The 20,667-nt window shown below is 66.3% G+C and carries 16 protein-coding genes; 6 read left to right on the forward strand and 10 right to left on the reverse strand.

All coding sequences use genetic code 11. From position 1 onward, the window contains the following. Positions 1–19 precede the first annotated feature (19 nt). Both K7W42_RS10225 and K7W42_RS10230 read left to right on the forward strand, forming a co-directional pair. Positions 20–544 carry a hypothetical protein gene (locus tag K7W42_RS10225; RefSeq protein WP_224574440.1) on the forward strand — a complete coding sequence of 175 codons (525 nt, stop codon included), beginning with the start codon at positions 20–22 and terminating at the stop codon, positions 542–544. Positions 545–652: 108 nt separating this feature from the next. Next, a complete protein-coding gene (locus K7W42_RS10230; RefSeq protein WP_224574441.1) occupies positions 653–1,561 on the forward strand; it encodes a LysR substrate-binding domain-containing protein in 909 nt (302 codons plus the stop codon). Here K7W42_RS10230 and K7W42_RS10235 read toward each other — a convergent pair. Both K7W42_RS10235 and K7W42_RS10240 read right to left on the reverse strand, forming a co-directional pair. Then, positions 1,558–2,058 (reverse strand): hypothetical protein, encoded by a 501-nt coding sequence (locus K7W42_RS10235; RefSeq protein WP_224574442.1) that lies wholly within the window; start codon positions 2,056–2,058, stop codon positions 1,558–1,560. The genes K7W42_RS10230 and K7W42_RS10235 overlap by 4 nt on opposite strands. Continuing rightward, complete coding sequence (locus K7W42_RS10240) at positions 2,055–3,278, reverse strand: TCR/Tet family MFS transporter (RefSeq protein WP_224574443.1); 1,224 nt, start codon at positions 3,276–3,278, stop codon at positions 2,055–2,057. The genes K7W42_RS10235 and K7W42_RS10240 overlap by 4 nt, the downstream gene beginning before the upstream one ends. A 166-nt stretch (positions 3,279–3,444) precedes the next feature. On the opposite strand from K7W42_RS10240, the gene K7W42_RS10245 reads away from it, so the two are divergent. Next, positions 3,445–4,056, forward strand: coding sequence for a hypothetical protein (locus K7W42_RS10245; RefSeq protein WP_224574445.1), 612 nt, complete (start codon positions 3,445–3,447; stop codon positions 4,054–4,056). A 155-nt stretch (positions 4,057–4,211) separates the two neighbouring features. Continuing rightward, a complete protein-coding gene (locus tag K7W42_RS10250; protein WP_224574446.1) occupies positions 4,212–5,315 on the forward strand; it encodes a GNAT family N-acetyltransferase in 1,104 nt (367 codons plus the stop codon). A 93-nt stretch (positions 5,316–5,408) separates the two neighbouring features. On the opposite strand, the gene K7W42_RS10255 is transcribed toward K7W42_RS10250, so the two are convergent. Both K7W42_RS10255 and K7W42_RS10260 read right to left on the reverse strand, forming a co-directional pair. After that, positions 5,409–6,788 (reverse strand): 3' terminal RNA ribose 2'-O-methyltransferase Hen1, encoded by a 1,380-nt coding sequence (locus K7W42_RS10255; protein WP_255639184.1) that lies wholly within the window; start codon positions 6,786–6,788, stop codon positions 5,409–5,411. An 11-nt stretch (positions 6,789–6,799) separates the two neighbouring features. After that, entirely contained in the window at positions 6,800–9,304 is a 2,505-nt protein-coding gene (locus tag K7W42_RS10260; protein ID WP_224574450.1) for a polynucleotide kinase-phosphatase, read from the reverse strand. A gap of 205 nt (positions 9,305–9,509) precedes the next feature. On the opposite strand from K7W42_RS10260, the gene uvrB reads away from it, so the two are divergent. Both uvrB and K7W42_RS23260 read left to right on the forward strand, forming a co-directional pair. Continuing rightward, on the forward strand, positions 9,510–13,091 hold the full coding sequence (gene uvrB, locus K7W42_RS23440; RefSeq protein ID WP_224574452.1) for an excinuclease ABC subunit UvrB: 3,582 nt from the start codon (positions 9,510–9,512) through the stop codon (positions 13,089–13,091). Between the two features lie 183 nt (positions 13,092–13,274). Beyond that, positions 13,275–13,721, forward strand: a complete 447-nt coding sequence (locus K7W42_RS23260) for a GNAT family N-acetyltransferase (protein WP_224574454.1) — start codon at positions 13,275–13,277, stop codon at positions 13,719–13,721. On the opposite strand, the gene K7W42_RS10275 is transcribed toward K7W42_RS23260, so the two are convergent. The 6 genes from K7W42_RS10275 to ald form a co-directional block, all read right to left on the reverse strand. Continuing rightward, positions 13,657–14,364, reverse strand: a complete 708-nt coding sequence (locus K7W42_RS10275; RefSeq protein ID WP_224574456.1) for an HAD family hydrolase — start codon at positions 14,362–14,364, stop codon at positions 13,657–13,659. The two genes, K7W42_RS23260 and K7W42_RS10275, sit on opposite strands and share 65 nt — an antisense overlap. Before the next feature lie 12 nt (positions 14,365–14,376). After that, positions 14,377–14,904, reverse strand: coding sequence for a hypothetical protein (locus K7W42_RS10280; protein ID WP_224574458.1), 528 nt, complete (start codon positions 14,902–14,904; stop codon positions 14,377–14,379). 48 nt (positions 14,905–14,952) lie between these two features. Next, positions 14,953–15,846, reverse strand: a complete 894-nt coding sequence (locus K7W42_RS10285) for an aldo/keto reductase (RefSeq protein WP_224574460.1) — start codon at positions 15,844–15,846, stop codon at positions 14,953–14,955. A 131-nt stretch (positions 15,847–15,977) separates the two neighbouring features. Next, on the reverse strand, positions 15,978–17,807 hold the full coding sequence (locus K7W42_RS10290) for an ABC transporter ATP-binding protein (RefSeq protein ID WP_439648861.1): 1,830 nt from the start codon (positions 17,805–17,807) through the stop codon (positions 15,978–15,980). 111 nt (positions 17,808–17,918) lie between these two features. Beyond that, positions 17,919–19,079: a hypothetical protein gene (locus tag K7W42_RS10295; RefSeq protein WP_224574462.1), complete on the reverse strand. Its 1,161-nt coding sequence runs from the start codon at positions 19,077–19,079 to the stop codon at positions 17,919–17,921. Positions 19,080–19,436: 357 nt separating this feature from the next. Next, complete coding sequence (gene ald / locus K7W42_RS10300; protein ID WP_224574464.1) at positions 19,437–20,543, reverse strand: alanine dehydrogenase; 1,107 nt, start codon at positions 20,541–20,543, stop codon at positions 19,437–19,439. Between the last annotated feature and the right edge of the window lie 124 nt (positions 20,544–20,667).

Below are 20,667 nucleotides of genomic sequence, written 5' to 3' on the forward strand. Positions count from 1 at the left end.
CCCCTCATGTGGTTGGGCCATGCTGGGCGGCATGGTCACGCTGTACCACTCGGTGCGCACCCGGCAGCCGTCCGTCATGATGACCCAGGGGCCCATCCTGCGGTATTGCCCGGCCTGCCAGCACACTAGCCGCACGCCCCTGCTGTACCACGGCAGCCGTTACGGGCATGTGGGCGGTTTCGAGTGCGAACGCTGCGGCGCCCGGGTCAGCATGGTGGACCGCGACTGCTACCCCCCAGTGCAGTATTTCGCCCGGCAGACCCCGGATGGGCCGACCGTGCCTGAGACCATCCTGTACGAGGACCTGTACCACATCAACGAGCCGGATTTCCGGCAGGTGGAGCGCTGGACAGGCCTGACCCTACTGCGTCAGGAGGACGAAAAGGCGCTGGCCTTCGAGCCCTTGGTGGTGCAGGTGGCCGATGAGGTGACGCGGCGGGCCCTTCCCCTTCAGACGGCGGCCTTTTCCCTACCTTTCGTGACCTGGGTGCCCGAACCATTTGAGACGTGGCTGAACTTGTACGCGACGCTTGAGCGGGCCTGAGCCGAACTCGACCAGCCGCGCAAGTTCCAGGCGCGAAGTTCACCTTCTGGCGCGTGAATGCAGCAGGAAGAACCCGTATGAGCCGCCCCCCGCGCTAGGCTGGCAGGTATGGAACTGCGCCACCTGCGCCACTTCGTCGCCTTGGCCGAGGAGGAACACTTCGGGCGGGCGGCCGAGCGCGTGTTTGTGGTGCAGCAGGCGCTCAGCAATTCCATCCGCAACCTGGAAGACGAGGTGGGCGTGCCGTTGGTCCTGCGCACCACGCGCCGGGTGCAGCTGACCCCTGCCGGTCAGGAGTTTCTGGCTGGCGCACGCGAGACGCTGGCGCTAGCCGGCCAAACCGTGGAACGGGCGCGGCGGGCGGCGCGGGGCGAGGTGGGGCGGCTGGCGATTGGCTTTGTCTCGGGGTTGGCCTTTGGTGGCCTGCCGGAGATCGTGCGGCGTTTCCGCGACCTCTTCCCGAACGTCAGCGTGGACCTGCGCGAATTGACCGCCCAGGAGCAGGAGGCGGCGCTGCGCGGCGATCAGATTGACGTGGGCCTGATGTTGCTGCCGGTGCGCGATCCCGGCCTGGACTCGCGCGCGCTGTGGCGACAGCCGCTGGTGGCCGCCCTGCCCGCCGCGCACCCACTGGCCCGCAAACGCCGCCTGAAAATCAGCGACCTGCGCGACGAGCCGTTCGTCTTTTTTCCCCGCCAGATTCGCGCGGCGTATTTCGATCAGGTGATGCGCTGGTGTGCCGGGGCCGGGTTCACCCCCCATGTGGTACAGGAAGCGATTGAGGTACCCACGCTGCTGTCGCTGGTCGCGGCGGGCGTAGGGGTCTTCCTGCCCATTGAATTCTTCAGCCGCCTGAGCCTACCTGGCGTGGTCTACCGCCCGGTGGAAGACGCGCCGCTGGTGGACATCGTGGCTGTCTGGCGGCGTGAAGATGGAAAAAGCCCAGTGGTGCGGGCCTTTCTGGGCGTGGCGGAGGAAGTGCTGCGGGGGGGCCAGGATGTACAGGGAAGCCCTTAACTCTGAGGTCTATCCTTACCGTAATTCTTTAGTAGTTCTGCCAGTGCCGGTGACCAGGGCTGAACTTCTCCTTGCCGCGAGGCGTACTGGGCCAGTTCAAGGACGCTGGCGCTTCGCATCTTCTGGTCAATGAAACGGCAGGCTTCGAGCTCAAAAAGGGTGTAATCGTTCCCGACAGAATCGACCACCATTGCTCCCGGCTCTTCTTCGCTGGGCACCGACACCCACTTTTCCTCAAACTCATTGCTCAGGACACCGATACCAAGGGGTGCAAAGGGCCAGTCAGCGGCCCAGATGACCCTGAACTCCAGGTCTGGATGCTGGGGGCCAAACCGCTCATTGAGCGCGGTAGCTACCCAGGACATCAGGATAAAGGTGAAGTGTTTCTCCGGATGGTCATAAATCACGTCTATGACTTCCAGCAACTCAGCATCCAGGGTGTATAGCGTCCGGCATTGCCTGGATTCCTGGGTCATCTCGTTCTCTTCTGGTTTCATCGCTCTACCTTAGGCTTATTCGTTTCTGGCAAGTCCCGCAGCACGCCCAGGATCAGCACCGCCCCCACCACCGACAGCACCGCGCCCATGAGGAAGGCGGCGCCGGGAAAGCCCTGGCTGGAGCCGAAAGCGTACACCGCCGTCGCGACCACCGGCCCCACCACGCCGACCAGGCTGTTGAGGCTGGTAATGGCCCCCTGCACCCGGCCCTGCTCGGTTTCGCTGATCTGCCGTGAGATAAGGCCCTGAAGGGCTGGATTGGCTAGGCCGCCCAGCGCCCCCACCACCAGCGAGGCGTACAGGGCCGCCCCCGTGCGCGCAAACGCCAGCACCAGAAATTCCAGAATGGACGCCACCACCCCAGTCATGATGGTTCGCCTCTCGCCAAAGCGGGCGATAAAAGGGCCGATCAGGCCGCCCTGAACCGCCGCCGTCAGCAGGCCAAAAAACGCCAGCGCCACCCCGTTCTGGCCCGGCGACCAGCGCAGCACACCTTCGGTGTACAGCACCCAGGTGCTGAAGATGACCTGTGCCGCCAGTCCCAGCACCACCAGAGCCAGGGTGAGGCTGCGCAAAACTGGGTACTCGATCAGGGCGCGTAGGGGCAGCAGCGGATTGAAATTGCGCTTCTGGAACCCCTGAGCACGGGCCGATGGCGGCAGCGATTCGGGCAACACGAAGAGGCCGTACAGCAGGTTCAGGGCCGTCAGTCCCGCCGCCACCATGAACGGTACGCGCAGGCCGTATTCGCCCAGAAACCCGCCCAGCGCTGGCCCCAGAATGAAGCCCACCCCAAAGGTGGCCCCCAGCAGGCCAAAGTTCTTGGCGCGGCTTTCGGGCGGCGAGACGTCGGCGATATACGCGTTGGCCACCGTCAGGCTGGCCCCGGTAACGCCCGCCAGCACGCGGCCCAGCAGCAACCACCACAGATTTGGCGCCAGAATCAATAGTACGTAGTCCAGCGCCATCCCCGCCAGCGACAGCAGCAGAATTGGCCGCCGCCCAAAACGGTCACTGAGGCTGCCCAGGATGGGCGCGAAGACAAACTGCATCACCGCGTAAGCCGCCGTCAGCCAGCCGATGCTCTGCGCGCCGGCAGCCTCAGACCCCGCCAGTTCTTTGACCAATCCAGGCAGCACTGGGATGATCAGCCCAATGCCGATGATGTCAATCAGGGCCGTCAAGAGAATGAAAATAAGCGCGGCGGGACGGGCAGACATGAGGAGCAGTGTATAAACGAACCGCTTATGACGGCCCCGGCTGTCTCGCCCCTGCCACCGACAGCCGGCCGATCCGCAGAGCACCGCCAGACCTTTCAGGCCAGCGGATCAGTCAATTTCAAAACACCTGGTTTCAATTGAAAAGAGGCCCGTGCACAATGCCGACATGCCCGGTCCCCAGGCCACTCCCTTTCAGATCACCTCCCCCGACCAGGCGGAGGCGCTGCTGAACTTCACGTATGGGGCTCGCCTTCTTGAACAGTTTCTGGAACCCAGCACCTCCAGCCGCGCCGCCCACGCGCTGGCTGAACCCGCCAACCGCGTCGCCTACCATGTCCGCAAACTGGCGGGCTGCGGCCTGCTCTGCGTGGCTGGGCATCAGGGCAAACGGGTGCTGTATCAGGCGGCGGCCCAGACCTTCTCCGTTCCGCGCGCGCTGGTTCGGCTGGACGACCCCTCCACGCTGATCCGGCCGGTCATGGAAGAACTCACTGCCGCCTATGTTCAGGCCATTGTGAACTGGCAGTCACGGCACCCGTCCGAACCGCTGCTGGTGAACCTGAGCACCCACGGTCAAGCTGCTGAACCGCCGCCCGAGGAACCCTATCTCCCGGCCATGCGGCTGCGGGCGGTCCGGATGACCCCGGAGCAGTACCGGCAGGCCCAGGCCGCGCTGGACCACATCCTGACCGGGATGGACTGCAGTGACCTCTCCGCCGACGCCCGGCCGGCCACCTTTGTACTCATGGCCTTTCCAGGCCAGCTGCATCAGGACTGAGGCGGATTCCGGGCCTGGCTGGCGCCGTGTCGGCGCTCGCCCGATGTGTCAGTGCACAACAGACGAAATCCGCAAGAGCTGAACTCCAGAAGTGCCGCCAACACAATGTCTGTCTTCAGCAGCAGGCGAGCCACCCGGCCCGCCAAGGAGAACCTATGTCCAGAACAGTCCTTGACGATCCTACACCTGAGTCTCAGCCGTCTTTGCCTGCGGGGCTGCACCTGGAGGCTTACGACGCCCGAACGGCACCAGACGCGCTGTTAGGCGCCCTCGCCACGTTTCACACCAGCCAACTGCATGAGCGGCAGCCGGACGATCCGCCCGTCCTGTCGGCTCAGCTGGCCGCTTCCCTGCGCCATCTTCCCCCTTTCGTGGACCTGCCCGCCTGGGTGGTCCGCGACGGTCCGCGCGTGGTGGCCGAAGCCAACGTCGCCCTGGTGCACCTGGATCAGAACCGGCATCTGGCCCAGTTCCAGTTGGGCGTCTTGACCCCCTACCGTCGTCAGGGGCTGGGCCGCGCTCTGCTCCGCCGCGTGGTCGAAGCCGCACAGTTAGACGGCCGATGTCTCCTTATGGCCAGCAGCAGCGGACGGGTGCCGGCGGGTGAAGCTGCCCTGCGCCGGGCAGGCGCCCAGCCCGGCCTGACCGCGCAGGTCAACCAGCTAAACCTCCGCACCCTGGAGCCTGGGCTACTGGAGCACTGGACCACGCAGGGGCAGACCCGTGCGGCGGGGTACACCCTTGAGGTGTGGGAGGGCCTGGTCCCAGGGCCAGAGTTCTCTGCGTTTCTGGAACTGACCCAGGTGATGAATGACCAGCCGACCGGAGACCTGTCGCTGGAAGACAGCCGCATGACCCCAGCACAATTCCGTGAAGCCGAGGCCCACTTTCAGGCCTCGGGCCGGCAGCGCGTGACTGTGGTCGGACGCCGCATCTCGGACGGCCACCTGGTGGGGTTTACAGAGCTGAGCTGGCACCCGGGTCGGCCCAGTCTCCTGACGCAGGGAGGAACGGGAGTCCGCCCCGAGACCCGGGGCCTCGGCCTGGGCCGCTGGCTCAAGGCTGCTGCGTTGCAGCGGGCCCTGGACCGCAACGGGGCTGCCCACTTTGTCCGCACCGAGAACGCGGACAGCAACGCGGCCATGCGCCGAATCAACGAGCAGTTGGGCTTCCGGCCTTACGCCGCCACCACCCTGTGGCAGCTTGAGGTCTCGCAGGCCCAGGCCTACCTGCGCCCCCAAGTAGACCCCTGCTGTTAGGGTCTGCGTCTGAGGATGCCGGAGGACGGCCCTGCGCCACAACCCGGCCGGGCAAACTCGGCAGCCATTGGGCCGCTGGTCAGGAACCCAGAGTTATGCCTGGGCAAGCGAGAACAGCGCCAGTTGCGTGATCGGCCCGTATTCCGGGTGCACGTCGCCCAGATCGTGGAAGGCGACCGTGTAGCCGTACCCCTCGGCCGCCGCCTGCGCCCAAGTCTGAAACTCGGCGCGCGTCCACTCGAAGCGGTGGTCGGCGTGGCGCAGAGTCCGGGGCGCCTCGAACGTCGCGTTGTACTCGCGGTTGGGCGTGGTCACGACCAGCGTGCCGGGGCGGGCGTACCCCAGCACGTTCTGGGTCAGGGTGGCCAGCCGGTGCGGTTCCAGGTGTTCGATGACCTCCACCAGCGCCGCCGCGTCAAAGCCCTTCAGGCGCGAATCCGGGTAGGCCAGGCTGCCGTGCAGCAATTTCACCCGCTCGCGCAGTTCGGGCCGCTCTTTAAGATGCAGCTTGTCGGCCGCGATCTCCAGGCTGCGGGCGTTGAGATCCACCCCCACCAGTTCGCGGAACTGCCCCACCTTTAGCAGACGCCGCAGCAGTTTGCCCTCGCCGCAGCCCAGGTCCAGCACCCGCCGAGCGCCGCTTTGTTCCAGCAGACCCGCCACAGTGTCTAAGCGCTCGTCGTGCAGGCGGGGTGGGGTCAGTGACTCGCCGCTCTCTGGAGACTCAGCCAGGCCAGGCTCGGCGGTTCCAGGTTCGTCGGGCACGGTCAGGCGGGCCCTGGCCTGCGTCACCAGACCCCGGAAGCGGAGGTAGCGTGCCGTGATCAGGTCCCGGTCCGGGTGCGCTTCCAGCCAGCCCTGCCCGTGGCGCAGCAGTTTCTCCACCTCATCGTCACTGATGAAATAATGCTTCTTGCCGTCCAGCACGGGCAGCAGCACATACAGGTGGCGCAGCGCTTCGGCCACACGCACCGTGCCACGTAGGGTCAGCTGGACATAGGGCCGTTCGCCCCATTCGGGAAACTGGGGGTCCAGGGGAAGAGGCGTCACCTCGACCTCATAGCCCAGGGGTTCAAAGAGGCGCGCGGGCAGGTCGGACTGGCCCCGCGCCGCCACACACGGCAGTTCCAGGATCAGCGGCAGCGGTGTGGCAGCCAGGTCGGGACGGTCGCGGCTCTGGCCGGTCAGGGCGGTGCCGAAAGCGTCACGCAGAGCCACCGCCAGAAAACTGCCCGAGGCATACGGGCGGTCGTTCACATATGGTTCCAGGGTGCCGGCCTCGCCGCCCGCCGAGGCGCGCGACAGGGCCACTGGGTCCACTTCTACAAGGAGGGCGGCAGTGGTGCGTTCAGCCGTGGCCTCGGGGTAAAACACCAGCGACTTGCCAAACGGGAGGGCACGCTCCAGCACGCGCTCCGGGTGCTTCATGAGCAGGAAGCCCAGGTCGGTGGCGGGGGCATGGGTGGTGGTCATGGTCAGCAGCATCAGAGCCTCACGTCTATCGGGTCGCTTTCCAGCGCCAGAACGCCCAGCACGCATTCATGAACCCGGCCAGTCGCCGCATGTTCGGTGAAGCGATGCAGGCCTTCTAGACCCAGGTGAAATTCGCGCGTGGCCCGCGCCCGCTTGGCACCCAGCGCGCGGGCTTTCAGACGGGCCAGGTGTTCAGGGCGCGTGTATTCCGGGCCGTAGATGATCCGCAGGTATTCGCGCCCGCGCACCTTCACGGCAGGCTGGCCCTGACGCTGTTCTGGCCGAAAGGCCAGTGGTTTGACGACCATCCCTTCGCCGCCCTGTGCGGTCAGTTCATGCCACCACGCCGCCGTCTCGGCCTCATCGGGGGTGCCCAGCATCACCAAACGGTGGGCGGTGCGGCCAAACAGCGTGGCGTCGGCATCGGCCAGGGTGCCCAGAGTGGTCAGGTGCCACAGGTGGTCCTGGCCGTCATGCACCTGCCCCTCCGAGGCCAGCAGGTGAAACGGCCGAATCTGCACGTCCTGCGGGCCAGCAACACGGCGCACGTAGGCGCGGTACGCCCCTCGGTACAGGGCCATATCGGCGGCGCGCTCCTGGGTGCGGGGGAGCCACTCGCCCACAGCCACGCCGCGCGCCTGAGCGGCCTTCAGGGCCTGAACCGCCGCTGGCAGGGTCGCATTCCCCGCCGCCCCTACGGCCGCGTATTGCGCCTTGATCAGCTCCTCAGCCTTCAGGCTCCAGGGCAAGATTTCGGCGTCCAGCAGCAGCCAGTCGGTGTTCAGGCGGTCCCACAGGCCGGCGCGAGTCGCGGCCTCGCGGGCGCGGGTCAGCACGTTGGCTTCCCAGGCCGGCTTGAAAAAGGGCCGGCCCGTGCGGGTGTAGATGCTGCCTAGCCCCTCCACACCGAAGCGCTGCCGCGCCACCGCGTCGTCGCGGGTCAGCACCAGCAGGGCGCGGCTGCCCATGTGTTTCTCCTCGCACACGACCTGCGCGACGCCCTGGCCCCGGAAGTACGCGAACGCCTCATCAGGGTGTTCCAGGAATTCCGGCCGGGCGCTCGTCTCCACCGGGCTCATGGTGGGCGGCAGGTACAGGCACCATCCTGGGTCTACACCGTAGCGGCTGAAGGTTTCGACGGCCGCCGCCCGCTCTCCGGCCCGCAGCAGCACGCCGCCGAAGCTGCGCGTCTCAATGCGCCCCGGTTGCAAGAACTCGGCCAGGTCAAAGGTTTCGCCACCCGGTTCCTGCATCATCTCCAACGGCCGGGCGGGCACCGCGTACTGGGCGTGGGCGGGCACGCTCACCAGCTCCATCTCCGGGTAGCGCAGGGCCGTCAGCGCGCCGCCGAAGGCACAACCCGTATCAATGTCAATCGTGCGGTTGACCCAGCGGGCCTGCCCGACGGGCGTGTGGCCGTACACCACATGCGCCGCGCCCCGGTATTCGGCAGCCCAGTCGCGCCGCACCGGTAACCCCAGGTCGTCGGTGCTGCCGTCCACGTCGCCGTATAGGGCGAAACTGCGGACCCGGCCACTGCTGCGGCCCTGATACTTCTCGGGCAGGCCCGCGTGGGCCACCACGACCTTCCCGCCGTCCAGCACCAGATGACTGACCAGGCCGTCAATGAACGTCCGCACCTGCGCGCGAACTTCAGGGCCGGCCTCGTCCAACTGCGCCAGCGTGGCGTCCAGGCCGTGCAGCGCCTTAACCGCTTTGCCGTCTAGGGCGCGCTTCAGTTTCTCGTCGTGGTTGCCGGGCACGCACAGGGCGGCGCCACTGGCGACCATCCCCATGACCAGCCGCAGCACGCCCGCGCTGTCTGGGCCCCGGTCTACCAAGTCGCCCACAAAAATGGCAGTGCGGCCCGGCGGAGGCGTGACCTGATCGCCGTCCAGCATGTAGCCCAGCCCTGCCAGCAACTCGCGCAGTTCGGTCAGGCAGCCATGCACGTCGCCAATGAAATCGAAGGGGCCATGCAGGTGCTTCTTGTTGGTGTAGAGCGGCACGCGGGTAATCTGGGCTGCTTCTACATCTTCAGGCGTTCTCAGCGTCCAGACGTGGCGAAAGCCTTCTTTGCCCATGCCACGCAAGGTGCGGCGCAGTTCGGTCTGCTGGCGGCCAATGACGGCGGCGTTGAAGGGCCGGTCTCCGCGCGCCTCGTGTCGGGCTTCCAGCACACCTCTGGGCAGGTCCAGCACAATCGCCACCGGCAGCACATCGTGCGCGCGGGCCAGGTCCACCAGGCGGCGGCGGTCGTCCGGGCGCACCGAGGTCGCGTCAATGACGGTCAGCAGGCCGCGTTCCAGCCGCTTGGCCGCCACGTAAAACAGGCTGTCGAAGGCCGCCGCGTTCGCATCCAGCGTGTGTTCGCTGCCGCTGACGAGCGCGCGAAAGTGGTCGCTGCTCAGGACTTCAGAGGGGCCGAAGTGCTGCGCGGCAAATGTACTTTTGCCCGACGATGAGGCGCCGACCAGGGCGACCAGGGCGAGTTCAGGCAGGGGAATCTGGGTCATGGGGGCCTTCTTTCAGGTGCAGGGCACCGGCCTTTCACTGTAGCGGCCCACCCCCTCTTCCACCTGCGTCAAATGACGTGCATCTGCCGCCATCTCTCAAGCCTGCATGAGTCATCCGGCTTACCGTCCACTTACGTTCGGGGCGTAAAATAGGGAGATTCGTTCGGTTCACGCCGCACCCCTGCTTTCTTCTCCTGGAGGTTTCATGCTCAAGGTCAGATCCAGCTTCACGCCCTCGGGTGACCAGCCCACCGCCATCCGCTCATTGGTGGACGGCCTGGAGTCGGGCCTGCGCTTCCAGACGTTGCTGGGAGCGACAGGCACGGGCAAAAGTGTCGCCTGGCACGAGCCCGTCACCGTGCAGGTTGCCGGTCAGGTACAGCGTCTCCCCATCGGTGAGTTAATTGACGGGCTGTTCGGCTCTCCCATTCAGGCCGAGGATTCACTGGAACTCCCGCCGCCAGACCCCATGCAAGTGCTGGCCTGGGACGCGAGTAGTGGCGCGGTGGCCTGGCGCACGGTCACGGCTCTGTCGCGCCACGGATCGCCAGAAACGCTGCACCACCTGACCACCGCCTGCGGACGCGATGTGACCGTGACGGCCGACCACAGCGTCTGGGTGCTGCGTGACGGTCAGGTTCACCTGATTCACGGCGACGACGTGCGCTCCGGCGACGCGCTGCCCATTCCCCGGCGGGTGCCTGAACCAGAGGGCACGCTGAACCATCTGGACACGCTGGCCGTGCTGGACGGCACCCCATTTCATGTGGCGGTGCCGTACACCCCTGAGCAGGATGACGCCTGGCGCACCCTGGTGAGGGCACATCATGATCGACCCGATGGCAAGCTGCACGCCCTGCGGTACGGCAAGCGAGGCGGTGGCCTAAGTGTTGCTGCGGCCACGACAGCTGTTCAGCAAGGGCTGGCCGTCGCCGAGAACACGCGTATTTCAGCCCGCTCTGTTCAGTTGGCCGGGCAACTGCCCCTGAGTCCGGCCCTGGCCCTGCTGTTCGGGCAGTATGTGGCCGAGGGCCACGCCGCGCCGGGCTTCGCTCTGATTTCCGTGCGTGACCCGGACGTGCAGGCGCAGTTAACGGCAGCTTTGGCCGAACTGGAAGCCGGATACTTCCGCCGTCAGGACGGAGACTTCGTGCTGTCGGGCCGAGTCTGGCGCGAACTGCTGGCCCGGCTGATGGGCAAGCGCTCGGGTGAAAAGCATCTCCCCACGAACTTTGCGGCCTTCCCGAATGCCTTCCTGGCCGGGATGCTGCGGGCCTATTTCGAGGGCGACGGCGGCGTGGACGGCGGCGCGGTCACGGCGGTGACCAACAGCGCGCAGCTGGCCGGAGAACTGGCCGAGGCCCTGCTGCGCTTTGGGGTCTGGGCGCGGCTGCGTGAGGTACAAAAACGCCGACCCGACGGCACGGTGGGCACCTACCAAAAGGTCACGATTTCGGGGGCTGAGAACCTGCGCGCCTTCGCCGATGAAGTGGGCTTCCTGACTGGGCGCAAACGTGAAGCGCTGCGCCGCATTTTGGCTCAGGCGGGCGAGGGCAACACCAATGTGGACTTGGTCCCTGGCGTCGGGCCACGCCTGCTGGCCGAGCGAGAACGGGCGGGCCTCTCGCAGCGAGATGTGGCGCAGGCGGCCGACTGCACCCGAACGATGGTGTCTGCCATTGAGCGTGGCGTCCGTGCCCCCAGTGCGGGTCTGTTTCGCCGTCTGTGCCTGGCGCTCAATGTTCGAGACACAGCCTTCACCGGGCTGGCTGAGGTTCACTGGTCCTCTGTAGATCAGGTCGAACAGGTAGCCCCCCAGACCCCCTATGTGTACGACTTCAGCGTAGACGGCTTTGAAACCTTCCTGACCGGACGCGGCGGGCTGTTCGTTCACAACACCTATTCCGTCGCTAAAGTCATTGAGGAAACCCAGCGCCCCGCCCTGATCATGGCCCCGAACAAGATTCTGACCGCGCAGCTGGCCTCCGAGTTCCGCGAGTTCTTCCCGGACGCCGCCGTGGAATTCTTCATCTCCTACTATGATTACTACCAGCCCGAAGCGTACGTGCCCGGCAAAGACCTGTTCATCGAGAAAGACGCCAGCATCAACCAGGAGATCGAGCGTCTGCGCCACTCCACCACCCGCAGCCTGCTGACCCGGCGCGACACGATTGTGGTGGCGTCGGTGTCATGTATCTACGGCCTGGGCGACCCCAAGGAATACACCGCGCTGAATGCGGTGCTGAAAAAGGGCGGCCAGATGCCCCGCGACGAGCTGCTGGGCCGCCTGGTCAACATGCAGTACGAGCGCAATGACGTGGAACTGATGCCGGGGCGCTTCCGGGCCAAGGGCGAGATGATTGAAGTCTGGCCCGCCTACGATGAGCAGCCGCTGCGCGTGGAACTCTGGGGCGACGACATCGAGCGTATCAGCGTGGTGCACCCACTTACGGGGGACCGCCTGGCCGAACTGGACGCCACCGTCGTCTACCCCGCCAAGCATTACGTGAGCAGCGCGGGCAACATCGAGCGGGCCATCGTCACCATCCAGCAGGAACTGGATGAGCGGCTGGAATATTTCAAATCCACCGGCAAATTGCTGGAAGCGCAGCGCCTCAAGGAACGCACCCTCTACGACCTGGAGATGCTCAAGGTGCTGGGCTACTGCTCAGGCATCGAGAACTACTCGCGGCACATTGATGGGCGCGTGACCGGGGCCACGCCCTACACCATGCTGGACTACTTCCCGGACGACTTCATCACGTTTATTGACGAGTCGCATGTGACGGTGCCGCAGATTGGCGGCATGGCGAACGGCGACCGCGCACGCAAGCAGACGCTGGTGGACTACGGCTTCCGTCTGCCGTCCGCGATGGACAACCGCCCACTGAACTTTCAGGAATTCATGGACAAGACCGGGCAAACGGTGTTCGTGTCGGCCACGCCAGGTCCCTTTGAGCGCGAGCACAGCGACAGCATTGCCGATCAGATCATCCGGCCCACCGGCCTGATTGACCCGCCTGTCACCGTGCGGCCCATCCAGGGCCAGATTGAAGACCTGCTGGGCCGCGTCCGCGAGCGCACGAAGGCCGGCGAGCGCACCCTGGTCACCACCCTGACCAAGCGCATGTCCGAGGACCTCACGGAATACTTGCTGGAAAAAGGCGTGAAGGCGCGCTACATGCACAGCGACATTGACAGCGTGGAGCGGCAGGTCATCATCCGCGACCTGCGCCTGGGCCACTACGATGTGCTGGTGGGCATCAACCTGCTGCGCGAGGGGCTGGACCTGCCGGAAGTCTCGCTGGTCGCCATTCTGGACGCCGACAAGCCCGGCTTCCTGCGGTCTGAACGCGCCCTGATTCAGACCATCGGCCGCGCCGCGCGCAACGTGAACGGCGAGGTCATTCTGTACGGCGACACGGTGACCCCCGCCATGCAGTCCGCGATGGAAGAGACGGCCCGGCGCCGTGAAAAGCAGGTGGCCTTCAACGAGGAGCACGGCATCACGCCTACCACCGTCATCAAGGGCGTGCGCGACGTGATTCGCGGCGAGGAGCAGCCCGGCGAGATCAGCTCGGCCACGGTGGGCGACGACCGCGACAGTCTCAGCGCCCAGCTCACCGACCTGGAACTGGATATGTGGCAGGCCAGTGAAGACCTCGACTTCGAGCGCGCCGCCAGCCTTCGCGACCAGATTCGCGCCATCGAGGCCAAGTTGCAGGGCAAGGAATTTCAGCAGGCCACGGTGCCGGGGCAGAAAGTCAGAAGGAAGGGTCGGCGCTAGGTAGGGCCACGTCACCCGGTCATCTGGCGGATGTGCGCCCGGTGGCCGGGTGGTTCCATGAGAGCGTGACCACTCCTCCAACCATCGTGCCTTTCCAGGCGGCGGACGCCCCTGGTGTGGCCGCCGTGCAGGTCGGCAACTACTACCACGATCACGCGCCCTTCTTTCCGCCCGGGTTCTGGGATGGGGTCACGGTTGAGGAGCAGGCCAGCGACTGGCGAGCGTGGCTGGCCCAGCACCCAGACGACGTGCTGCTGGTCGCGCACGAGGGCGAGGAGGTCTGGCTATGTCCTGGCCCGCCGGAACCCTTTTCAGGGCACAGACGCCGAAATTATGGCGCTGCATGTGCGCGCGGCCTCGCGGGGTCGGGGGTACGGGACGGCCCTCCTGCGCGCGGCGCTGCTGGCGTTGCAAGCCAAAGGAGCACAGAGCGTGGGCCTCTCCACACTGGAAGCCCACACCTCGCGCGCCTGGTACGAGCGTCTGAATGGGCAACCAGGCGGCGTCCTGACGCAGACTTATGGGGACCATGTGGTGCGTGAAGTGGTGTTCAGCTGGCCGGCCATTAGGGCCTTGCTGACACATCTGGAGTCCCCACCAATCGAAGCACACCCCATAAATCGGCACTGACGTGAGGCGCCTGCTCACCCGAACGAACCAGAATGGCAGGCAGCCCCACGCCACCCGCTCCCTGCACATCGGCTGTCAAGCTGTCACCGATCATCCAGACCGGCGCGGCCCCTGGATGCGCCCGGAGGACCGCCCGGAAGGCTTCGGGATGAGGTTTTTCCCAGCCCAGCGCCGCCGACGTGTAGACCGTGTCCAGTAGAGGCGTCAGCCCCAGCGCGTCCAGCACCTGCTCCAGTTCCGGCACATGATTGCTCAGGACCACGTGGCGCCACCCTCTGCTCTGCAGGTCTTGCAAGACCGGCAGCGTCTCGGGGTAGAGCCGCCACGCCGCTGGGGCCAGGTAAGCGGCCCGCACCAGCGGCACCAACGCGGCCGCGTCTGCCGCTGCCACCCCGGCCCCTTTGTAGGCAGCGAGGAAGACATGGTCGAGTTCGGCCCACCAGGCGCCTGGATGGGTCTGCTGGGGGTGGGCCTGCTCTGGATGGTGCCAGCGAAACCCCTGGGCCAGCCCAGGCCGCAGGGCCTCCAGCGTCACCCCGTGTCCAGGCTGCTGCTGGTCCAGAACGTCCAGCAGCGCGCCGCTCCAGAGCCCAGGGCGGTGCGCCAGCGTGCCGTCAAAGTCCCAGATCAGCAGCGGCAGCATAGATGAGGCGCGTTACTTCTTCAGCGTCAAGGTGCAGGTGCCCACCTTCAGCCCGGCGGCGCGCATGGTCGCTAGAGCCTCTTCTGTTGTTCGGGGATCGGGGAGGTCGGCGTCCAGCTTGTCCGTCTCGGCCTTGATCTCATCCAGCGTGCCCACCAGCAGCGCGCCGCGTCCAGTCCGGCCTTCCAGGAAGCCCAGGCACAACACCACGTCGCCGCCGGCCACCAGACCGCCGCTGAAATCGCCCGCGTAAAACGAGCCGTCTTGTGGGGTGTAAGACAGGCCGCCCAGCTCCGAATCAAAGTCCCAGCTGTCCCCTTCCCAGGTAGCGGCCTTGGCTGTCAGCACCACCTCGCGGCTGAGTTTCTGGCCGTTGGCAGCAGTACCACTCAGGATCCAGGTCTGTCCCGGCTTGACCGGCAGATGAGCCGCCGGCGCACCAAACGGCGCCACCGCACGCGGCTGGGCATTTTGGCTGCCGCCTGCAAGAGCGACAGAGGGAGGCAGCAGCAGAGAAACGGCCAGCAGAGCACGCACCATAAGGCAGAGGCTAGCAGGCGGCCCCGCCGCACGTTGCGGCACCCCAGGTCAGACTTCGCCGCCCCAGGTCAGGCCGTGCTCCACCCAAGCCGCTTCAATGTGGGTCAGAGCGTCCAGCGGCAGGGGGCCGTCCTCAATCAAGCGGATATTCCTCTCCAGGTTGTCAATGTTTGTCGTGCCCACGATGGCGCTGTGGACACCCGGCGCAAACGCGGTAAACCGCAGAGCGAACGCGGTCCAGTCCAGACCCGTCGCTTCGCGGACCGCATTCAAATTCAGCACGCGCAGGCGGTCCCAGTAGGTTTCGGCGTAGTCGCCCACCGGGCGCGTCTCAAAGCGCCACGCCGCGTTGGCGATGGGCCGCTTGGCGATCACGCCCAGGCCGCGCTCGTTGGTACCGCTCAGCAGCTGACGGCGGCTGAACTGGTCGGCCAGATTCACGCTGGTCTCCACGCTGCCAAAGCGGCCCGAACTGATGGCGCCGGCCAGCGCCTCGTTCTCGCCGCTGTAGGCCGCCACGCGAATCAGACCCGCCGAGCGCGCCTCGTCCAGCGCCATCAGCAGGTCCTCGCGGCGCAGCACGTCGGCCGGGCAGGAGTGCAGGTGAAAAATATCAATCCAGTCGCAGCGCAGCCGAGTCAGGGCCTGCTCAATGCCCAGGCGAATGGCCTGGGGCGTCCAGTCTTCGGCACCCTCAGCCCCGTAGCCGCCTTTGCTGCTCAGAATGTAGTCGTGACGGCGGTACGAGAGGTGACGCCCGATGCGTTCTTCGCTCAGGCCGTAGCCGCGCGCCGTATCCACCAGGGTGATACCCCGGTCAATGGCGCGGTTGAGCAGGGTGCCGGCCTCATCTTCGCTCAGGTGCCCCGAGCCGACCTGTCCGGCCCCCAGCCCCAGCACACTGACCCTTAGCCCCGTATCGCCAAACGCCCTCTGTTCCATAGGGGGCATTGTGGCGCCTGTTTGCAGTGCGGCCCACCGTTCATGAAATAAACCGCAGAAGGGGGCTAGCCTGCCAGCGGCCGTGCCCAAAAAGAAAGCCGGACGACGCCGGCTCCTGGGTGGTCAAGCGCTTACGCCTGGCTGTACAACTCGGCCCGCCCCTGCTCTTCAGCGCGGAACTGCAGTTCATACAGGTCGCGGTACAGGCCGCCGCGCGCCAGCAACTCGGCGTGAGAGCCGTCTTCCACAATCCGCCCGCCGTCCATCACCACGATGCGGTCGGCGGTGCGAATGGTGCTGAGGCGGTGGGCAATCACAAAGGTGGTGCGCCCCTGCATCAGCCGTTCCAGGGCGGCCTGCACCAGCGCTTCGGATTCGTTGTCCAGGGCGCTGGTGGCCTCGTCCAGAATCAGGATGCGGGGGTCTTTGAGCAGGGCGCGGGCAATGGCGACGCGCTGCCGCTGCCCGCCCGAGAGCTTCACACCCCGCTCGCCCACCACTGTGTCATAGCCCAGTTCAAAGGTGCTGATGAAGTCGTGCGCGTTGGCCGCGCGGGCCGCCGCCTCCACTTCTTCGGGCCGGGCGCCGGGGCGGCCGTACAGAATATTCTCGCGGATGGTGCCGGAAAACAGCAGCGTTTCCTGGGGCACCAGCCCCACCTGGGCGCGCAGGTCCGCCACGGCGTACTCGCGCAGGTCGTGGCCGTCCACCCGCAGAGCACCGCCCGTCACGTCCCAGAAGCGGCCAATCAGGCTGACCAGGGTGGTCTTGCCCGCGCCGCTGGGGCCCACCAGCGCCACGACCTGCCCGGCCGGCACGTCCAGCGTCAGGTCCCGGAGAACCGGCGCGTTTTCGTAGGCAAACTGCACGCCCTCAAAGGTGACGCGGCCCTCGGCACGCTTCAGCGGCGCGGGCGTGGCCGGCTCGGGCAGGTCGCTGCGCTCGTCCAGCAGCTCGAAGATGCGGCCAGAGGCCCCGAGCGCCTCCTGAAACTGGTTGAAGATGCCAGTCAGCGCTGCCACCGTGCCCCCCACCTGCAGCGCGTAGAACAGAAAGGTCACGAGGTTGCCCGGGGTCATGGCGCCCCCCATAACCTGCCGCCCGCCGTACCACAGCACCACGGCCAGCGCACCGAACGTCAGGAAGCTCATGGTGCCGGTCATTAGGGCCTGCAATTGCGCGCGCTTCAGGGCAGCCAGAAAGCTCAGCTTCACGCCCTGGCCGTAGCGGCCCCGTTCCAGGTTTTCGGCGGTAAAGCTCTGCACCACCCGCACGCCGCTGATGGCTTCCTCGGCGCTGGCGTTGGCGCTCGCCACCGCATCCTGCACTTCACGGCTGACCACGCGAATGCGGCGGCCTATGGCAAAGGCCGTGCCGATCACCAGCGGAATCACCGCCAGCGTCAGCAGGCTCAGGCGCGGACTGGTCGTCACCAGCAAGATCACCGCCCCGATCAGGCTGACCGTCTGCGCTGCCAGCTGCGCCAGTGCCGAACTCGTGACGCCCTGCACCGTGCCCACATCGGCGGTCAGGCGGCTGGTCAGGTCGCCGGTCTTATGGTCGCCAAAAAAGCGTGGCGAGAGGGTCAGCAGGTGCGAAAACAGCGCTCCCCGCAGGTCGGCCACCACCCCTGCCCCCACGCGCGCCAGCAGATACGACTGCGCCGCCCCGAACAGCGCCGACAGCGCGAAAATGCCCAGCAGGCCCAGCACGGTGCGGTCCAGCGGGCCGGTGTCGGTGCTGCCCACCTTCAGAAACGAGGCGTCGATCAGCTGCCCAAACAGCGCCGGAAACGCCAGGTTCAGGCCGCTGGAAACCAGGGTGGCCAGCACGCCCAGCACAAATAGGGCGCGGTAGGGGCGGGCGTAGGCCAGCAGGCGGCGCAGCTGCCGGGGGTCGCCTTTGGGGCGGCGGCCACCAGCGCCGGCCGTCACCATCATGGAGCTGGGGCGAGAAAGCATGGCTGTAGGGTACGCCCCCACCAGGGGGACGGGTGGCTCAAGAGAGAAGTGGGCGGTGGCCAGTCGGGGGTGGGACCAGCAGGGGATGAAGCGGCCTTGCCCACCTTCTCTTTACTTCAGTCCTGTCACCACTGGCCGCACCCAGCATTCCCCCGTAGCTTCGAGGTCGTCGCCTTCCTGGCGCAGGGCGCGGCCCAGAACACGGTTGGTCAGTTGCAGGCCCGGCCCGTCAAACTGGTCCACCTTGCCAATCCCTATATCGCGGCCCTGCTCGACCACGCAGGCGTGAATGACGCCCTGGTCGTCGTGGCGAAAAAAGAACACCCGCTCCTGGGCGCTGCCGCCGTCCACCCGCTCAATGCTCAGCAGCCCCGATGTGGGCCCGAACCAGCCGCCAGTCAACTCGCCTGAGGCGGTATGGCCCGCCGCCACACCGGTAAAGGTTCCCTCCGGCATGCCCATTTCCCAGACCTGACCAGCTCCCAGTGCCAGCGGCCAGCGGGGGAGGGCGCTGGCCAGGCGTGGGAGGGTGGTGCGCGCTGGCCGCATCACACACAGGCCCACGGGCGTCCCGCCGCTGCTCAGGTATTGCCCCTGAAGCACGCCATCTTTCAGGCCGTCCAGACTGGCCAGGCAGCCGGTCTGCAACTCGACCGGGCGGGCCGTGGCGAAGTTGATGCTGAATCCCTGGGGGTCATAGGTGGTCAGTGCCAACAGGTTGGGGGCAGCGCCCAGGTCACCCAGCCGGCCTTTGACGGCCTGACCGCTGGGCGTCTTGCCGAAACTCGTCAGGCGGGCGGCGTAGATGCCGTCAGGCGTGTCTATTTCCCAGTCCCCCACGGCGGGAATTCCAGCCCAGGTCAGCGCCTGGCCCTGCGGAAGCAGATTGCGGGTTTCACCCCGGCAGGTGCCCAGGTCGTGGCCGCTTTCCTGCTGACTCAGGTAAACCCGCGCCGCGCCGTTCAGGACCGTGCTGCTGGATGTGAGACCAGTGGTCGGCACCCGGCACATCCACCACGTCGTTTTGTCCACGGCCACGAACCGCAGGGCGTCGGCCTCATGCAGCACGAAGCCCGACAACTGGCGCCCGCCCACGTTGACCTGCCCCAGCGCGTCTCCATCCTTGTCTGTGCCCGTGGCTTTGAACGTCATCATCTGTGCCCCCAGCACAAACGTCCAGGTGGTACCCGCCTGGGGATGAGGCTGGCTCTGGGCCAACGCGGGTGAGGCGAGGGCGGCGGTCAGGGTCAACCAACGAACCAGGCGTGTCATGGCCCCAGCTTGCCTCCCTACCTGAGACAGTTAGCAGGACAGTTCGGTCGTGAGGAGCCGCGCTAATTGGTTTTTCAAAAGTCGAACCAATTGCATGCACCTGGACATCTGGCCCCAGTACCGCCCAGGTCCAGGCGAGGCCGTTGTGCGCACAGCGTGCAGGCCTTGGCGATGGGCGCAGGGGATAGCGTCGAGGCCAGACCCGTCAATGAAAAGAACAGGTCAAGCAACGCCAGTCAAACCTCTCCTCTCCCCCAGTGCCAACGTCTGTTCCCCGGCACTCTGGGGGTAGGGGGCACGCTCAAAACAGAACCGCCCCCCACCTCACCGGCAGGGGACGATCTCCTGTTCTGTCTCTTAGGCCAGCGCCGCTTCTGCCGCCACATACGGCAGGTCAAAAGCGTCGGCTACACCCTGATAGGTCAGCTTGCCCTGGTGCGTATTCAGACCCAGGCCCAGCGCCTTGCTGCGGCTCAGGGCCGCCACGCCGTGGTCGGCCAGCAGCAGGGCGTAGGGCAGCGTCTGGTTCGTCAGCGCAAAGGTGCTGGTGCGGGGCACAGCGCCAGGCATGTTGGCCACGCCGTAATGAATGACGCCGTCCACCAGGTAGGTGGGGTCGTCGTGGGTGGTCGCGTGAATCGTCTCCACGCAGCCGCCCTGGTCCACGGCCACGTCCACGATGACGCTGCCTTCCGGCATGAGCTTCAGCATGTCGCGCGTCACCAGATGCGGGGCCTTGGCGCCGGGAATCAGCACGCCACCGATCAAGAGGTCCGTGTCGGGCAGCAGGGCGCGGATGTTCGCCTCACTGCTCATCATGGTGGTCAGCTTGCCGAAGAACACGTCATCCAGGTAAGCCAGGCGGCGCTGCGACACGTCCAGAATGGTCACCTTGGCGCCCAGCCCCATCGCCATCTTGGCGGCGTTGGTGCCCACCACGCCCCCGCCGATAATCGTGACCTGGCCAGGCTGCACGCCGGGCACGCCGCCCAGCAGGACGCCACGGCCACCCACGGGCTTTTGCAGGTGGTACGCGCCGGCCTGCACGCTCAGGCGGCCCGCAACCTCGCTCATGGGGGTCAGCAGCGGCAGGCTGCCGTCTTCAAGCTGCACGGTTTCGTAGGCCACGCCGGTTGTGCCGCTTTGCAGCAGGGCGTCGGTCAGGGGGCGGTCGGCGGCCAGGTGCAGATAGGTAAACAGCAGCAGATCGGCACGCAGGTACTTGTACTCACTGGCGATGGGCTCTTTGACCTTCACGACCATCTCGGCGGCCCAGGCGTCGTCAGCGCTGCCCAGGGTGGCACCGGCATCTACGTACTCCTGATCGGCAATGCCGCTGCCCACGCCCGCACCCTGCTGAACGGTGACGCGGTGGCCCCGGCGCACCAGGGTGGCGACCCCGCCGGGCGTGAGGGCGACGCGGTTTTCCTTGACCTTGATTTCTTTGGGCAGTCCAATATGCATGGTGACCTCGCAGGCCGCGCAGGCGAGGGCCTACGGGCAGATATGGTTTAACTTTCAACGCAAGATTAACAGTTTAGGCTGCAACAACGATTGCCAACACAGGCGGTATTTGGGGGCAGGACCG

The organism is Deinococcus betulae, assembly GCF_020166395.1.
GTDB lineage: Bacteria > Deinococcota > Deinococci > Deinococcales > Deinococcaceae > Deinococcus > Deinococcus betulae.

Bases quoted from the DNA above. Each gene is read 5' to 3' on its own strand.
- K7W42_RS10280 (WP_224574458.1), bottom strand. From the start codon at position 14,904: ATGGTGCGTGCTCTGCTGGCCGTTTCTCTGCTGCTGCCTCCCTCTGTC.
- K7W42_RS23260 (WP_224574454.1), top strand. From the start codon at position 13,275: ATGGGGTCACGGTTGAGGAGCAGGCCAGCGACTGGCGAGCGTGGCTGG.
- K7W42_RS10285 (WP_224574460.1), bottom strand. From the start codon at position 15,846: ATGGAACAGAGGGCGTTTGGCGATACGGGGCTAAGGGTCAGTGTGCTG.
- uvrB (WP_224574452.1), top strand. From the start codon at position 9,510: ATGCTCAAGGTCAGATCCAGCTTCACGCCCTCGGGTGACCAGCCCACC.
- K7W42_RS10260 (WP_224574450.1), bottom strand. From the start codon at position 9,304: ATGACCCAGATTCCCCTGCCTGAACTCGCCCTGGTCGCCCTGGTCGGC.
- K7W42_RS10245 (WP_224574445.1), top strand. From the start codon at position 3,445: ATGCCCGGTCCCCAGGCCACTCCCTTTCAGATCACCTCCCCCGACCAG.
- K7W42_RS10275 (WP_224574456.1), bottom strand. From the start codon at position 14,364: ATGCTGCCGCTGCTGATCTGGGACTTTGACGGCACGCTGGCGCACCGC.
- K7W42_RS10255 (WP_255639184.1), bottom strand. From the start codon at position 6,788: ATGACCACCACCCATGCCCCCGCCACCGACCTGGGCTTCCTGCTCATG.
- K7W42_RS10240 (WP_224574443.1), bottom strand. From the start codon at position 3,278: ATGTCTGCCCGTCCCGCCGCGCTTATTTTCATTCTCTTGACGGCCCTG.
- K7W42_RS10290 (WP_439648861.1), bottom strand. From the start codon at position 17,807: ATGCTTTCTCGCCCCAGCTCCATGATGGTGACGGCCGGCGCTGGTGGC.
- K7W42_RS10235 (WP_224574442.1), bottom strand. From the start codon at position 2,058: ATGAAACCAGAAGAGAACGAGATGACCCAGGAATCCAGGCAATGCCGG.
- K7W42_RS10230 (WP_224574441.1), top strand. From the start codon at position 653: ATGGAACTGCGCCACCTGCGCCACTTCGTCGCCTTGGCCGAGGAGGAA.
- K7W42_RS10225 (WP_224574440.1), top strand. From the start codon at position 20: ATGCTGGGCGGCATGGTCACGCTGTACCACTCGGTGCGCACCCGGCAG.
- K7W42_RS10250 (WP_224574446.1), top strand. From the start codon at position 4,212: ATGTCCAGAACAGTCCTTGACGATCCTACACCTGAGTCTCAGCCGTCT.
- ald (WP_224574464.1), bottom strand. From the start codon at position 20,543: ATGCATATTGGACTGCCCAAAGAAATCAAGGTCAAGGAAAACCGCGTC.
- K7W42_RS10295 (WP_224574462.1), bottom strand. From the start codon at position 19,079: ATGACACGCCTGGTTCGTTGGTTGACCCTGACCGCCGCCCTCGCCTCA.